Origin of the sequence: Terracoccus sp. 273MFTsu3.1, assembly GCF_000383675.1 — a bacterium.
In the GTDB taxonomy this organism is placed as follows: Bacteria; Actinomycetota; Actinomycetes; order Actinomycetales; family Dermatophilaceae; genus Terrabacter.
The window spans coordinates 72,243-86,218 of record NZ_KB911822.1 but is presented as its reverse complement, the minus strand read 5'-3'; the positions used below and the strand labels follow the sequence as shown (position 1 = coordinate 86,218).

General features: G+C 72.4%; 11 protein-coding genes. 5 read left to right on the top strand and 6 right to left on the bottom strand.

Annotated features, from left to right (window positions below; genetic code table 11):
- The gene (locus H283_RS0110665) at positions 1–1,332 is read right to left on the bottom strand and encodes an amidohydrolase family protein (RefSeq protein ID WP_020143509.1); all 1,332 of its coding nucleotides are present in this window, start codon (positions 1,330–1,332) and stop codon (positions 1–3) included.
- Between the two features lie 80 nt (positions 1,333–1,412).
- Here H283_RS0110665 and H283_RS0110660 point away from each other — a divergent pair, with 80 nt between their 5' ends.
- Positions 1,413–2,060 (top strand): GntR family transcriptional regulator, encoded by a 648-nt coding sequence (locus H283_RS0110660; protein ID WP_028785496.1) that lies wholly within the window; start codon positions 1,413–1,415, stop codon positions 2,058–2,060.
- 11 nt (positions 2,061–2,071) lie between these two features.
- Here H283_RS0110660 and H283_RS0110655 read toward each other — a convergent pair whose 3' ends face one another.
- The 3 genes from H283_RS0110655 to H283_RS0110645 form a co-directional block, all read right to left on the bottom strand.
- Positions 2,072–2,881: a hypothetical protein gene (locus H283_RS0110655; RefSeq protein WP_020143507.1), complete on the bottom strand. Its 810-nt coding sequence runs from the start codon at positions 2,879–2,881 to the stop codon at positions 2,072–2,074.
- Positions 2,882–2,945: 64 nt separating this feature from the next.
- A complete protein-coding gene (locus H283_RS0110650) occupies positions 2,946–3,806 on the bottom strand; it encodes an Fpg/Nei family DNA glycosylase (RefSeq protein WP_020143506.1) in 861 nt (286 codons plus the stop codon).
- Between the two features lie 12 nt (positions 3,807–3,818).
- On the bottom strand, positions 3,819–4,931 hold the full coding sequence (locus tag H283_RS0110645; protein ID WP_020143505.1) for an App1 family protein: 1,113 nt from the start codon (positions 4,929–4,931) through the stop codon (positions 3,819–3,821).
- A 113-nt stretch (positions 4,932–5,044) separates the two neighbouring features.
- Here H283_RS0110645 and H283_RS0110640 point away from each other — a divergent pair, with 113 nt between their 5' ends.
- From H283_RS0110640 to H283_RS0110630, 3 genes are all read left to right on the top strand, one after another.
- Positions 5,045–5,677 carry an N-acetyltransferase gene (locus H283_RS0110640; protein WP_196805965.1) on the top strand — a complete coding sequence of 211 codons (633 nt, stop codon included), beginning with the start codon at positions 5,045–5,047 and terminating at the stop codon, positions 5,675–5,677.
- Positions 5,678–5,741: 64 nt separating this feature from the next.
- Positions 5,742–6,776 carry a hypothetical protein gene (locus tag H283_RS27680; RefSeq protein ID WP_156023124.1) on the top strand — a complete coding sequence of 345 codons (1,035 nt, stop codon included), beginning with the start codon at positions 5,742–5,744 and terminating at the stop codon, positions 6,774–6,776.
- A gap of 35 nt (positions 6,777–6,811) precedes the next feature.
- Positions 6,812–8,737 (top strand): penicillin-binding transpeptidase domain-containing protein, encoded by a 1,926-nt coding sequence (locus H283_RS0110630; protein WP_043649122.1) that lies wholly within the window; start codon positions 6,812–6,814, stop codon positions 8,735–8,737.
- Between the two features lie 68 nt (positions 8,738–8,805).
- Here H283_RS0110630 and H283_RS0110625 read toward each other — a convergent pair whose 3' ends face one another.
- The gene (locus tag H283_RS0110625; RefSeq protein ID WP_020143501.1) at positions 8,806–10,770 is read right to left on the bottom strand and encodes an N-acetylmuramoyl-L-alanine amidase; all 1,965 of its coding nucleotides are present in this window, start codon (positions 10,768–10,770) and stop codon (positions 8,806–8,808) included.
- Between the two features lie 233 nt (positions 10,771–11,003).
- Here H283_RS0110625 and H283_RS0110620 point away from each other — a divergent pair, with 233 nt between their 5' ends.
- A complete protein-coding gene (locus H283_RS0110620; protein ID WP_156023123.1) occupies positions 11,004–11,630 on the top strand; it encodes a hypothetical protein in 627 nt (208 codons plus the stop codon).
- A 130-nt stretch (positions 11,631–11,760) separates the two neighbouring features.
- Here H283_RS0110620 and H283_RS0110615 read toward each other — a convergent pair whose 3' ends face one another.
- Positions 11,761–13,818, bottom strand: coding sequence for a M4 family metallopeptidase (locus tag H283_RS0110615; protein ID WP_020143499.1), 2,058 nt, complete (start codon positions 13,816–13,818; stop codon positions 11,761–11,763).
- Positions 13,819–13,976: the final 158 nt, after the last annotated feature.

Genomic DNA, 13,976 nt, shown 5'->3' with positions numbered 1-13,976 from the left:
TCAGTCCTGGCGGACCACGGCCCCCTGGGCCACGACGACCCGGACGCGCTCGACCGCGCTGCCGTCGTCGAGCGGGTTGCCGTCGACGACGAGCAGGTCGCCGAAGCCGCCCGGCATGAGCCGACCGGCCTGACGGGACCACCCGAGCAGGCGCGCGGCGCTCGTCGTGGCAGCGCGCAGCGCGTCGAGCGGCGTGAGACCGGCCTCGACGAGCAGGCGCACCTCCGAGCCGATGGGGTCGACGTCGGTGCCGAAGGAGTCGGTGCCGGCGACGACGGTGACGCCCCGCTCGTGCGCCTCGCGCACGGCCTTCATGAGGATCGGGGTGTACTCCCGGCCGCGGGCGTCGAGGACGGGGTCGGTCGAGCCGATCATCCCGCTGATCGCCGCGAGGGTCGGGGTGAAGTGGGTGTCGCGTCGGGCCATCTCGGAGATCGTTGCGTCACTGACGAAGACGCCGTGCTCGATGCTGCGGACGCCCGCGCGGACGGCGCCGTCGATGCCCTCGGCGCTGTAGGCGTGGCAGAGCACCGGCCGCCCGCTCGCGGCGCGCACGACGGCGCTCAGCTGCTCCCGGTCGTAGACGAGCTCGCGAGGGTCCTGCTCGGCGAGGCCCGCCCGCGGGTTCGCCCGCGTCTTGACGACGTCGACGCCGCGCGACACGTTGACCCGCGTCACGTGGGCGATGTCGGCGGTGGAGGTGACCCCGCCGGGGAGCGCCGCGAGGGGCGCCAGCTCCGGGTCGGCGAGCAGCGAGTCGCCGAGCTGCGGCGACACGAAGATGCCGGCCGCCCGCATCCGCGGCGCGAGGCCGGGCACCCGGTCGGGCAGCGAGCGCATCGCGACGTCCTGGTAGAAGGAGGACGAGCCGCTGCGCACCGACGTCGCGCCGGCCCGCACGAGGGCGCGGGCGTCCGCCAGAGCGTTCGCGTGGACGTGGACGTCGATGAGTCCGGGCACGACCCAGCGACCCGAGGCGTCGATGCGACGCGCCGCGGACCCGACGGACGCCACGGCGCGGCGGGTCGTGTCGCGCGAGCCGACGGCGAGCACCCGGCCGTCCCGCAGGACGACGACGCCGTCCTCGACGACATGACCTGTGAGCGGGTCGACGACCGAGCCGCCCTCGACGACGAGCGGAGGCGCTGTGGACGGCCGGACCGAACCGGTCCGGCTGCTCGTCGCCACCTCATCCAGGGCGGAGGCCGAGGAGGCCGAGGCGATGCCTCCGGCGGTGACGCCCGCGAGGACCGCGGCCCCGACGATGACGTTTCGACGGGAGAGGGCCGCGGGCGGCAGGGACGGCGTGGCGTCGTGGTCGTGCAGGCACATGCGGGACCTCCAGGAGTTAGGCTCGGATCGAGCCAGGTTTGGTATACCAATTTGGTATACCAAGTGAGGAGGGGTGGTCAATGCCTACTCGTGAGGAACATGCGGGATCGCTGCGCGACTCCGTCACCGAGGCGCTTCGCGGACGCATCGTGTCGGGCGAGCTCGCCCCCGGGGCCCGTCTCGTCGAGCGACAGGTCGCCGAGCAGCTCGGCGTCTCGCGCGTGCCGGTGCGCGAGGCACTCCGTGCCCTCGAGCGCGAAGGCTTCCTCGAGGAGCGGCCGACGCGGGGCATGGTCGTCCGCCGTCTCGACCCTGACGACGTCGCCATGCTCTTCGCGGTGCGCGAGTCCCTCGAGGCGGTGCTCTCGCACCGGCTCGTCGACGTGCTCGACGACGACGGGCTCGCCTCCCTCGACGACCTCGTGACCCGAGCCGACGCGCACGCCCGAGCCGGTCGTCAGGCCGAGGCGATCGGCGCCAACGCGGCGTTCCACGACGCGCTGGTCGACCTCGCCGGCAGCCGCGTGCTCAGCTCGATCATCGAGCCGGTCGCCGGTCGGATGGCCTGGCTGCTCAACCAGCACACCGAGCCCGCCAGCATGGTCGCCGAGCACCGCGCCATCGTCGAGGCCCTTCGCTCCCGCGACGCCGACCGCGCCGCGGCGGTCTTCCGCGACCACCTCGCGAGCAGCCGCGCGGCCGTCACGAGCCTCGACACCGAGGCCTGAGGGCTCGGCCGTCAGGCGACGGGGATCGTCGACGGCGGGGTGCAGACGAGCTCGTCGCCCTGCGGGGCCGTCGAGGCCGCCTCGACGACGCCGCCGCCGACGGCGGACGGCCGGGACTGCCCGGCGCGATCGGAGACCTGGACGCAGAACTGCCACTGCTTGACTGCGGGGTCGACCGGCGTCCGCGGGGCCTCGAACGAGTCACCCGGCACGTCGAGCGTCGGCGGCGACACGGCATACGCCTTGCCGGTGATGCTGGCACCGGGGGCGACCGTGTGGCCGCCCATGACGGGCGCGGCCGCGAAGCGGACGTTCGGGCCGGGCGCGAACCCCTGCTTGCTGAGGCGGAGGACGCCGGACTCCTCGTAGACCCACGCGTGCTTGGCGTCGACGTCCGGGGCGAGCGTCGCGCTGCCGAGGTCGGCGGGCACGACGTCGTAGGCGAGGACGGGCTTCGTGCCGGTGTTGGTCAGCGTGTAGTCGACGACGAGGCCGGGACTCGCCGCGATGCCGGCACCCGTCGCACCCGTCGCACCCACCTCGGGCCCTCCCGGTGCCATCGTCGCCTCGAGGCGCACGCCGCCCGGGGTCGCCGTCTCGGCGCCCGCACCGGCGTCGACCGTCGAGCCGGCCGTGGCCGAGGGTCCGTCGCCACCCGCGGGCGTCGCGGCCCCCGGTGACGGCGTCGCCTGCCCGCAGGCACTCGTGACGAGCACGGCTCCGACAGCGAGCGCGAGGAGGCCTCGAGGGCGACGGGCCGGGTGGAGGGGACCGCGCAGGACGTGGTGGGTCAACGGCTTCATGACGATGAAGACAACCACGAGACCGGAAGCGTTGCATTCCGGACGAATCCGCGCCGCGGCCCGTCGGGCCCGAGGGGCGTGCTCACTTGAGCAGCTTGGACATCCGCCGGTCGGCGAGCGGCTTGCCGCCGGTCTGGCAGGTGGCGCAGTACTGCAACGACGTGTCGGCGAACGACACCTCGCGGACGACGTCGCCGCACTCCGGGCACAGCTCGCCGGTGCGGGCGTGGACCCGCATGCCCGCGCGCTTGGCGTCCTTGAGCTCCTTGGCCGGCTTGCCCGACGCTGTCGTGACCGCGCTCTTCAGCGTGTCGCGCAGGGCGGCATACAACCGGTCGACCACCTCGGGGGCGAGCGTGCCCGCGATGGCGAACGGGCTGATCTTGGCGACGTGCAGGATCTCGTCGGAGTAGGCGTTGCCGACGCCGGCGATGAACTCCTGGTCGCGCAGCAGGCCCTTGATCTGCGTGCGGCGGCCCTCGATCATCGAGCGGAACCGCTCGAGGGTGAAGTCGTCGGCCAACGGGTCGGGACCGAGTCGCGCGATGCCGGGCACCTGGGCCGGGTCGGTGACGATGTAGGCCGCGAGCGACTTCTTCGTGCCGGCCTCGGTCAGGTCGAAACCGGAGCCGTCGGACAACCGCACCCGGAGCGCGATCGGTGACTTGCCCGGCCGGAGCACGGTCATCGGCAGCTGGTCGGACCAGCGCAGCCAGCCGGCCCGCGCGAGGTGGAAGACGAGGTGGGTGCCGTCGGCGTCGATGTCGAGGAACTTGCCGTGGCGGTGGACGCCGTCGATCGGTGCGCCCTCGAGCGCCTGCGGTGGTGGGTTGAACGTCTTGAGCACGCTGAACGAGGCGACCTCGACCTTGGTGACGGCAAGGCCGTCCGTCCGCTCGGCGAGGAAGTCGACGAGCGCCTGCACCTCCGGCAGCTCAGGCATGGCCCCAGTCTGTCACCCGGAGCCGACGGAACGGCCCGGACGCGAGGGCTGCTCGTCGGCCGCGACGACCTCGCCGACCTTGCCGGCACCCTCGAGGACGCGGAGCATCCCGTGCCCGTCGGCCGCCGAGAAGGTCGGCACGGACCGCGACGCCCAGGGACGGATCGGCGAGTCGATCTTCATCGGGTTGGACAGCACCTGCTCGGTCGGCGACAGGTGGCGGATGCAGATGGCGTCGACGCGGTCGGGGCGCGCCTCGGCGAAGTCGGCGTAGATCTGGGGGTCGTGCTGGCCGTCGTCGCCGACGAGGAGCCACCTGATCTCGGGGAAGTCGCGGGCGAGGCGGTCGAGGCAGGTGCGCTTGTGCGCCTGCCCGCTGCGGAACCACCCGGTGTTGGTGGGTCCCCAGTCGGTGAGCATGAGCGGACCGAGCGGGAAGCCGTTCTCGACGAGGAAGCGGTTGAGGGTGGCGGCGGCGTTCCAGGCGCCGGTCGACACGTAGACGATGGGTGCGCCCGGGTGCGCCGAGAGGATGCGGCGGTACATCGGTGCCATGCCCGAGACCGCATGACGCGCCTTGCCCCTGCGGACGAAGGTGTTGAACGCCGCGATCATCGGGCGGGGCAGCATCGTCGTGATGACGGTGTCGTCGATGTCGCTGACGATGCCGTGCGTGACGCCGTCGGCGACGATGAAGACGTCGGCCGCGACTGGGTCGGTGCCCTGCACCTCGACGACCACCTGCTGCCAGCCCGGGGCGAGACCGTGGTCGCGGGCGACGATGTCGACGTGCCCGCCGCGGTCGGAACGGCCGTAGACCTCACGGTCACCAGCAGTGACCTTGACCGGGACGCCTGTCGCCGGCGAGGTGATGAAGGCGCGCCAACCCCGGTCGTAGTGGGCCGGGCTGAGGGCACCGGTCGCGTCCTGCCTGGCCTGCGGACCCTCGACGTCCTCACGACCCTTGCGCCCGAGGAGGATCCGCGCATAGACACGGACGAAGGACGACGAGCCGTAGCCGACATGGGTGATGACCCGGTTGCCCCAGCCGCGGCTGCGGAGCACGCGCTCGACCTGCTGGTGGACGGAGTCCTCCACGATGGCGGCCGCGTGCGGTCGGGACATGGCCACAACCTACCCGGCGGGGGTGTCGGGAGAGCAGAGGGAGCGCGGCGGGAGGGTGCCAACAGGTGGACCCCGACGGGCGCCGGGTCGGCGCGGCAGGTTTGATGGACGCCGTGCACCCCATTGCGGAAGTCCTCAGCAAGGCCGCCGGCGGCGACTTCCCCACCGTCGACGGCGCGTGGCAGCGCGTCGAGCCGTGGCGGCGCGGCGTCGAGGGCGTCGTCGCCTTCACCGGACACGCCTACCTCGCCGTCGAGGACGACGTCTCCGACGGCACCCTGGACTCCCTGAGCCCGGACGGCTTCGGCGGCGCGAGCAACCCCCGCCTCGTCTCACGTCTGGCCGGCACCGGCTGGATCGACGCGCTCGACATCATCCTCGTGGCCCGCGGCGCCGGCGGCGAGCCCGCGCTCGTGCCGCGCAGCGACCTGCGCAACCACCCTCGCGCCGAGCACGCGACCTCCGTGCGCAGCGACGTCACGACCTTCGGGTATGCCGCCCCCGACGACCACACGCTCGTGACCCTCTCGACCGGGCTGGGTGGACTGCCCGAGGTGGGCCTCGAGACCGATCCGTCCAAGGACCACGTCGGGACCGACGTCGTGCGCGACGCGCTGACCCTCATCGACGAGGGCGACGTCGTCGTCGCGGCCTGTGCGCCCGGCAACGCCCGTGCCCTGCGCGCGTTCCTCGCGGCCGGCTTCGAGCCCGTGGCCTCCGTGCAGCTCTGGCGCCCGGAGCGCTGACCCCAGCGGCGCACGAGCGCGCCGACGATTGGCGGATGTCGGTCAGTCATGATCGGATCTGCGCGTGGACACCGGCGTTGGCGTGGGCAGTGAGACACACCGTCGGCCTGCGCGCGCCCACCTGTGGCCGGTGCTCCCCCTCGCGGCGGCGGCCTGGTGGGTCGGCGGCGCGCTGCCCTGGACCCTCGACGGGCTCGGGGCGCGGTCGCCCCGCAACTGGCCCTACGACGTCGCCACCGGCTCGGCGACCGACGGCTACATCAGCCTCCTGCCGTTCACGACGGCGCGCCTCGGGCTGCTCCTGACGATCACGCTCGTCGGCGGCGGCCTCGCGGCCCTGGCGACGCTCTGGGTGCGTCCCCGCGGCGGGCGACGTCTACGGGTGGCCGTGCTCGCCACCCTCGGCGCCCTCACGTCCGGCGCCTACACGATCGCCCAGTCCGCGGGCGCCACCCGCCAGCTCGGCAGCGACTTCGACCGCGACGACCGCGTCCTCCTCGGCGTCCTCGCCGTCGCGGTGCTCGGCACGGTGCTCGGCCTCGTGCTCGGCCTGACCGTCGCGCTCGGTGGCCCGGTGCTGCGCGCCCTGGCCGCCACGCCGCTCGCCGTGGCGCTCGGCAGCTGGGTCAGCGCCGTCGTCGTCGCGCTGCTCGGCCTCCAGCGGTCGCTGGGGCTGCTGCAGTGGAGCTCGGTCGTCGTGGGCGTGGCCGCGGGTCTGGCCCTGGCCGGCCTGGGACTGCGACCGGCCCGGCGCCTCGTGACGTGGCTCGCGGTGCTCGTCCTGCTCTCCGTCTGCGCCGCCGGCCAGACCGCCTTCTCCTACCTCGCGTCCTACCTGCGCCCGCGCTCCGGGCTGCCCAACGGGCTGCGCGACCACGTCGAGGCGAGCCGCGACGTCTTCCTCGCCGCCCTGTCGCCCGCCAACCAGGCCTGGGGCGTGCACCTCGTCGCGGTCGTCGTCGGCCTGGTCGGGTCGCTCGTGCTGTGGCGTCGTCCGCGCACCCCGCCCCGCGGGAGCGGACGCACGGCACCCCGGCCGGCCGCCCGACACACCCCCGCCCCCGCACACGACCGTCACGCCGGCGCCACGACCTCATGACACGGCCGCCACAGCCGGGCACGTACCGTGGAGCCATGCTCAGGGGATCTCGTGCCAGGACTCTCGTCGCCGTCTCGCTCTCGGGGGTGCTCGTCGGCACGCTCGGCGCCGGCTGCTCCCTCTTCGACTCGCCGCCGAAGCCGGACGACACGGCGCGTGCCCTCGCCTCAGGACTGGCGAGCGGTGACCTCGGGGCCGTCACCTTCAAGAACACGACGCCCGCCAAGGCGACCGCCTTCGTCAAGGCCGCCTACAAGGACCTCGGCACGCTGCGTCCGCAGGTGGCCCTCAGCGAGATGAGCCACGCCGAGGGCTCCGATCACGCGACGGCCACGCTCTTCAGCCGCTGGGACGTCTCGACGTCCCCGACCGACTGGACCTACGAGACGCAGGTCGACCTGAGCCTCGTCGACGACCAGTGGCGGGTGTCGTGGACGCCCGGCGTCGTCGCGCCCCAGCTCACGTCCGACGAGACCCTCGACCTCGCCCGCAAATGGCCTCGACGGGCCGACATCGTCGACTCCTCGGGCGGCAAGATCATGACCGAGCGCGAGGTCGCCGCCGTCGGCATCGACAAGACGAAGGTGTCAGGGGCCGAGGCGGCGGCCGCGGCGAAGAAGCTCGCCGCGCTCATCGAGATCGACCCCGCCCGCTTCGCGGCGAAGGTCGAGGCAGCCGGCTCCAAGGCGTTCGTCGAGGGCGTCACCCTGCGCGCCACCGACCCGATCATCGAGGAGCGGGGCGCCGCGATCGAGAAGGTCAAGGGCGCGCTCACCGTCCCTGCCCTGCAGGTGCTCGGCCCGAGCCGCACGTGGGCCGCCCCGATCCTCGGCACGGTCGGCGAGGCCACGGCCGAGCAGATCAAGGCCTCGAAGGACACCCTCGAAGCCGGCGACACCGTCGGCAAGAACGGCCTCCAGTACCGCTACGACGCCCGGCTGCGGGGCAAGCCGGGCCTGGCGGTCCACGCCGTCAAGCGTGGCGCTGACGGCAGTGCCCTCGACAAGCGCGAGCTCTTCGCCGAGCAGTCGACCGAGGGCGAGCCGCTGACGGTCACCCTCGACCCCAAGGCGCAGTCCGCGGCCGAGGCGGCGCTCGCCAAGCAGACGAAGCACCCGACCGCGCTCGTCGCCGTCCGCGTGTCGACCGGTGAGGTGCTCGCCGCGGCCGTCGGGCCTGCCGCCGCCGGCACGACCCTCGCCCTCGCCGGCAAGGAGGCGCCGGGCTCGACGTTCAAGATCGTCAGCTCGCTCGCCAACGTGCGCAAGGGCGCCACGGCCGACACGACGCTCCCGTGCACCGAGACCCTCACGGTCAACGGGCGCCGGTTCAGCAACTACACGACCTATCCCAAGGACAAGCTCGGCGACATCCCGATGCGGACCGCCCTCGCCTACTCGTGCAACACGGCCTTCATCAGCCAGCACGAGAAGGTGAGCCAGGACGACCTCGTCTCGGCCGCGCAGTCGCTCGGCATGGGCGAGAAGCTCGACCTGCCCTTCACCGGCTTCCTCGGCTCGGTGCCGACCACCGACGACGTCGTCGAGCACGCGGCGTCGTTCATCGGCCAGGGGCGCGTCGAGGCGTCGCCGCTGACGATGGCGGTCGTCGTCGCGTCGGTCATGAAGGGCCAGACGGTGCGCCCGCAGCTCGTGGCCGGCGCCCCTGCCCTCCCCAAGCCCGCGACGCCCCTCGACCCCACCGAGGCGGGTGTGCTGCGCCAGGAGATGCGTGACGTCGTCGCCGAGGGGTCGGGCACGGTCCTCAAGCCGCTCGGCGTGGAGTACGCCAAGACCGGCACCGCCGAGTTCGGCACGAAGAGCCCGCCCGACACCCACGTGTGGATGGTCGCCGGCCGCGGGGACATCGCGATCGCGGCCTACAACGAGGTCGGCGACAACGGCGTGACGGGTGCCGCGCCCTTCATCGTCAGTTTCCTCAAGGCGTACGACCTCCGCTGACACGGTCGAAGGGCCACGAACCTGGTGGTTCGTGGCCCTTCGACCGTTGGGGTGGTGCCGCCGGTTGGCTACCGGGCCGTGACGACGTCCACGTCGGCCGCGCGCACGTAGGCGAAGCGGTGGCCGAGGGAGATCTGGTAGTAGCGGTCCTGACCGACGACGTCGACGTGGTCGTTCGGGGTGTCGAGCGAGAACGTCGAGGCACGGTAGTAGTTCGTCGGCACCGTGAGGTCACCGACGGCATACCGCTGGCCGGCCGCGAAGGAGTACTGCAGCGGCGCGAGCGCCTGGACCGGGATGCCCGCCGGGTAGGCCGACGCCTCCGGGTAGGCGCGCCCGTAGACCGGGGCCTTGGCCAGACCGGCCTTGGGCACGACGTAGGAGCCCTTGACCGGGACGGCCGTCGGGTCGGACGCCGGGTTGAGGAACCAGCCCTTGACGCCGTTGAACCAGATGGCCGTCCAGTCACCGCTGCGCTCGGCCACGGCGAAGGTCAGACCGGTCTGGGCGCGGGCCCCGATGTCGGACACGTTCGTCGTCGAGGCCGCGCCGTTGGGCTTGCGGCCGATGTCGTTGACGAGCGGCGCCGTCTCGGACGGCTGGGTGTGCAGGTAGACGAAGTTGGTGCCCTGCGCGCGGCAGGCGACGCCCGCCGTCGTGCACCCGGTCACCGGCTGGATGTTGTCCTCGAAGCCGGGGAGGATCCGCACGAGGTCCTGGGCTGCACCGGACTGGTGGGCCGAGAGCGGCGCCCCGAGGAGCTGGAAGTAGTGCTCCCAGTTCCAGTAGGGGCCCGGGTCCCAGTGCATCCCGGCGACGTTGCCCGGGGTCACGCCCGGGATCTGGTCGTGGCCGAAGATGTGCTGCATGTCGAGCGGGATGTCGTACGTCTTGGCGAGGTAGCGCACGAGCCGCGCGGACGAGCGGTACATCGGCTCGCTGAACCACTCGGCGCCCTGGGGCGCGAAGCCCTCGTGCTCGAGGCCGATCGAGTGGCTGTTGACGTACCAGTTGCCCGCGTGCCAGCCGACGTCCTGCGGCGTCAGGTGCTGGGCGATGTGGCCGTCGGAGCTGCGCAGGCTGTACTGCCACGACACGTAGGTCGGGTCGCTCACGAGCTTGAGGGTCGTGTCGTAGGTCGCCTCGGTGTCGTGGATGACGATGTTGGTGATCTTCGGCGCGCGCGGGCGCTGGGCGAGGTCGTGGTTGCCGTAGTCGCCAGCGCCCGGGCCGTACTGCTCGTACGGCGCGGGGACCCACTCGCAGTCGAGCCCGGGCGGGCAGTCGACGGGGCCGGCGTTGGGCTTCTTGAGCAGGCCGAGGCGGTCGACCTGCGCGGTGTCGGCCTTGACGGCCGACGGCAGCAGCGAGACCTCCTTGCCGTCGACGGTGCGGCGCGAGGCGCCGGACGCGATGACGGAGTAGGTGTCGTCGGCGAAGGCCGCCGCGACGTCCTCCTGCGCCGAGCCCGAGGCGTCGGCGACGGCGGCGTACCACTGCCCCGCGTCGGTGGACTCTCCCGTGGGCAGCCCGAGACGCTGCTGCGTGGCCGCGAGCAGGGCCGCACCGCCGCGGATGTTGGCGAGCTCGTCGGTGCGCAGGGCGTCCTCGGCGAGGCCGGTCAGCTCCGCGGCGCGGCCGAGCGTGTCGGCCACGGGTGCGGCCTCCGGAGCGGACGGCTCCCCGAGGCCCTTCGCGTCGGCGCGGGTGCCGAGGTCGGCGTCGACGAGGTGCATGGGGCCGTAGCCGCCGGACGTGCTGTGGCCGGGGTTGAAGTCCCACCGGGTCTGGGCGTACGACACGGCCTCGAGGACCGTGCGCGGCACGCCGTACTCCGCCGAGGCCGCAGCGAAGGCCCGCTCCCGGCTGGCGGGGTCGGTGCCGGAGGCCGTGGCCGACGGGTCCGCGGCCTGCGCGGCCGGGCTCGTCAGAGCCAGTCCGGCGGCGACGGCCGCGACGGCGCCGAGCGCGGCGACGGACCGCCGCGCCCTGCGGCTTCCCGGAGTTCGGTGTGGCGTGGAGATGGGTATCACTCGATCGTCCCTTTCGTGTCCTGGTGAGCGCAGGATGCTGACGCCGACGTGGGTCCGTCGGCGCCCGCCTCCGCGCGAACGGGTGTGTCCGGCCCCGAGCCCGACACACACCTCTGACACCGAGCATTCCCGCGCATCCCGAGGCCCGCCACTTGAAACCGTCACCCAAGCGTTGTCCTGATTCCACCGGGTCGGGCGTGCATCGTCCGCCGCGAGGGGCCACCATGGACGTCATGGGGCGCGCAGGCCTGTGCGTGGGGATGGCCGTCGCAGCACTCTTCGTGGGGGGCTGCGGGTCCGCCACGCTCGAGGAAGGATCGACGGGGGAGGTGACCTCGTCGGCCTCGGCGACCACGTCGTCGACGACCTCCGCGCTGCGCTTCGGCGCCGCCGGTGACGACGCGCTCGGGTCGTCGTACGGCCCCACGTTCCCGCTGACGTTGCGCCGCACCGGGGGCATCGCCGGCTTCGACGACCAGATCGTGCTCGAGGCCAACGGCCGCGTCCGCGTCGAGACGCGCACGGTCCACGGCCGGGTGTGCACGCTCAGCGCCCCGCAGCAGCGCCAGCTCGTCACCCTCCTCGCGACGCTCCGCCTCGGCCCCGCGACGCTCGAGCCGCCGACCGACGGGTCCACCGCCCTCGACCCCGACGCCGTCCCCGAGAGCGACCCGATCACGATCTCGGTCACCGACCACCAGGCCCGGGCGATCGACCTCAGCGACCCGTCGCTCGGCGAGATCTCCGGCCTCGTCGGCACCCTCGTCAGTGACGTCACCCTCTCGGTGCCCGCCACGACCCGCTGCGTGACGCCGACCACCGCTCCGCCGGCGACGGCGGCGACCGTGCCCGCCTCCTGAGCGTCCGCGCGGCAGGAGTCCCCGCCGCACGCACGAGGTCGGTATGCCGCGGGGCTGACCCGGCGGCATACCGACCTCTGGTGGTGCGTGTCCTTCAGGGCAGCTCACGCGGCCCGACGTGCTCGATCCGTCAGAAGTTCGTCGCGACGTCGTCGATGACGAAGCTCGTCTGGAGCGAGGAGTCCTCGGTGTCGGCGAACTTCAGCGTGACGTTCGTGCCCTTGTAGGCCGTGAGGTCGATCGTCTTCTGGACGTAGGACGCCTTCGGCGTGGACAGGTTGGAGTAGCTCTGCTTCGTGACGCCGTTGATCTGGACGGTGGCCGTGTCGTAGGCGCTCGTCGTCGTGGTCTCGGCCGTGTCGATGCGGATCCAGTAGGTCAGCGCCGGAGCGGTGGCCGTGGACGGGACGGCGAAGGTCTGCGACTCGTTCTCGGAGCCGGCCGTGCCGTTGCCGCCGAGCCACAGCTTGTACGAACCGCCGTGGGCCGGGCGGCCCGTGTTGTTGGTGATCGGGCCCGTCGTGCCGGTCCAGCCGGTCTGGCCGGACTCGAAGCCGCCGTTGGTCAGGGCCGCGCCGCCGCCACCGCCACCGCCGGTGCCGCAGGTCTCGGTGCTGGCCGGGGCCGAGATGGCGCCCATGGCCTTGTCGACCGCGGTGCACTCGGCCGAGCCGGCGCCGTAGAGGTCCTTGGCCGCCTTGATGACGCCGGTGCGGGCCGCCGCGTAGTTGCTGCTCGAGGTGAGGTACGTCGACAGCGTGCGGTACCAGATCTTCTCGACCTTGAGGTGGCCGATGCCGGTCACCGTCGAGGCGTCACAGGTGGGGCTGTTGTAGCTGACGCCGTTGATCGTCTTGGCACCCGAACCCTCGGAGGCCAGGAAGTACCAGTGGTTGAGCGGGCCGGACGAGTAGTGCGGGTCGAGGCCGCCGAGGGAGCTGCTCCAGCAGTCCTTCGAGCCGCCGTCCTTGCTCGGCTTGTCCATGTAGCGCAGCGGCGTGCCGTTGCCGTTGATGTTGATCTCTTCGCCGATGAGGTAGTCGGGGGTGTCGCTCGGGTTGTTCGTGTACCACTCCACACCCGTGCCGAAGATGTCCGACGTCGCCTCGTTGAGGCCGCCGGCGTCGCCGGTGTAGGCGAGGCCCGCGGTGTTCTCGGTGACGCCGTGGCTCATCTCGTGGCCGGCGACGTCGAGCTCGACGAGCGGGGCCGCGTTGTTGGCGCCGTCGCCGTACGTCATCTGCGTGCCGTCCCAGAAGGCGTTGACGTAGTTCTGGCCGTAGTGGACGCGGCTGCGGGCGCCGGTGCCGTTGTTCCAGATGCCGGCGCGGCCGAGCTGGGTGTTGTAGTAGTCGTACGTCTTGCCGGCGCCGTAGTGCGCGTCGACGGCCGCCGACTGGCGGTTGCTCTGCAGGCCGTTGCCCCAGACGTCGTCGGCGTCGGTGAACGTCGTGCCGTTGCCGCTCGTGGCCTGGTTGAGGTCGGTCGTGTAGTTCCCGTGGGTGTCCTTCATCGTGTACGTCGTCCCGGCGGTCGTGCCGAGCGTGACGGAGCCGACGAAGATGCCGTTGCCCGTGCCGTGCTTGATGTCGTCCCAGCTCGTCAGGGTCTTGCCCGTGGTGGCGTCGACGATCGTGTGCAGGCGGGTCGGGGTCTGGTCGGCCTTGATGCCCTCGGTGATGACCTCGTAGGCGAGCTTGGGACCGGTGGCCGACTGGAAGACGACGAGCTCACCGGGGGTGGCGGTCTCCTTGTTGGCCTTCGACGCGGCGAGACCGGCCTGGTGCGCCTCGCTCTTGGAGACGCTCGGGGTCATCGTCGCGGGGGTGACGTTCTTGCGGTAGTTCCACGTGACGCTCTTGACGGCACCCGAGGAGTCCTTGTGGCTGACGAAGTCGCCGCCGATGACGCGCAGGCCGTCGAAGGTCCGCTCGTAGCGGACGTGCGTCGCGCCGTTGGCGTCCTGGATGACGGACTTGACGGTGAGCTTCTCGCCCGAGGCGAGGCCGAGGGCGCTCGCGGACGATGCTGCTCGGGACTGCTCGGTCGCCTTGAGGCTCTGCGACTCGGGGGCAGGCGCCTTGTCGCGTCCTGCACCTGCCGCTGCGCCCGCCGGGATCGCCGGCGAGATGGCGAGGGCGAGGGCGAGCAGCCCTCCGGTCGCCAGCCCAGACTTCAGTCGATTCACTGGTTGCTCCTAGTCGAGATGCGGCTCGTGGGCCGCTTGGAGGGAGTTCCGCTCATCTCACGACATGAGATCGGGCCGGAACGTGCGTGACGTTGGCAGCAGCCCAGAACACGGGTCAACGGGGCTTACCAAGTCTTTGCCAAATGCCTCCGAAGTCC